At 33.9% G+C, this 1,095-nt stretch carries 1 protein-coding gene; it reads right to left on the bottom strand.

Annotation, left to right across the window (positions count from 1 at the left end; genetic code table 11):
- The coding region (locus AC1DTM_RS27895; RefSeq protein ID WP_477001415.1) for an MMPL family transporter at positions 1–1,095 on the bottom strand (1,095 nt) is incomplete at both ends.

The raw sequence follows: 1,095 nt of genomic DNA on the forward strand, positions 1-1,095 counted from the left end.
GCACTAATTTGTTCACTAATACCAAGCGATGCAAAGTACGCTAAAATTAACGATCCAATGATAAAGATTGAGTTTAAGAATGAACGTGTAATCACGATTAAAACAAGCGTAATACCAATTAACATAATCGTAGCAGTACGTAAGAAATCTTGCCCGGTTACTTCTTTTAAATCAACGTTTCTAGCTGTTGTCCCTCCAATTGCTTTTTTCGTACTTTTTATTTCAGTTCCATTTAAAGTACCATCTATTGTTTTATTAATTTCTTGAATAATTGGCATCGCTTCTTTTGAATACGGATTTACATCTAAAATGATTGTCATTTTAGTAGTTTTTCTATCATGTGACATGTACGTATTCAAAGCTTTTTGGAAATCTTCTCCCTCTAAAACTTCTTTTGGGATATAAAATTTCTCAGAACTTTTTGATTCATTAAGCTCGCCTAAATATTTTTGAGCATCCCCTAGACCGTTACTTACTTTGCCTAAACCTTCTGTACTTTTAGATAAGCCTGATTGTAATTGCCCCATCTTTTCTTGCAAATCCTTAAGCCCAGTTAATAACTGTCCTTGCCCATCATTTATTTTCGTTAAACCGGATTTTAACTCAGCTGATTTGTTTGCAATTTGTTTTGAACCTGTGGCTCCTTCATTTAATCCATTTTCCAGCTCACCAGCGCCTTTTTGTAATTGTGTAACGCCATTATTCATTTCTTTTAAACCTTTATCTACTTTCAGTAACGACTGATTCGCTTCTTTAAATGAACCCATTGCTGCTTTATGCTGCGTTGCTAATTGATTTAATTCATTTGAAAGTACACTTAATTGCTTTTGAGCTTCCTTTGCAATTCCTAATGTTTGCTGTATGTTCTGATCATTTGCTACTTCTGGTTTCGTTTGAATGAAATTGGTCATTAACATTTCAATTTGTTCGTATCCTTTTTTCGCACCATCAATTGCTTGAGAAATGCTTCCGAAATATTGATCGTAAGAACTTAAACCTTTTTCTAGCTGAGCATAACCAGCATGAAGTTGCGAAGTTGCGTTAGATAACACATTTATATTTTCGTTTAATGAAGCTAACCCACTCTCAATTTGC

This window comes from Bacillus sp. P4_D3 (assembly GCF_056401855.1).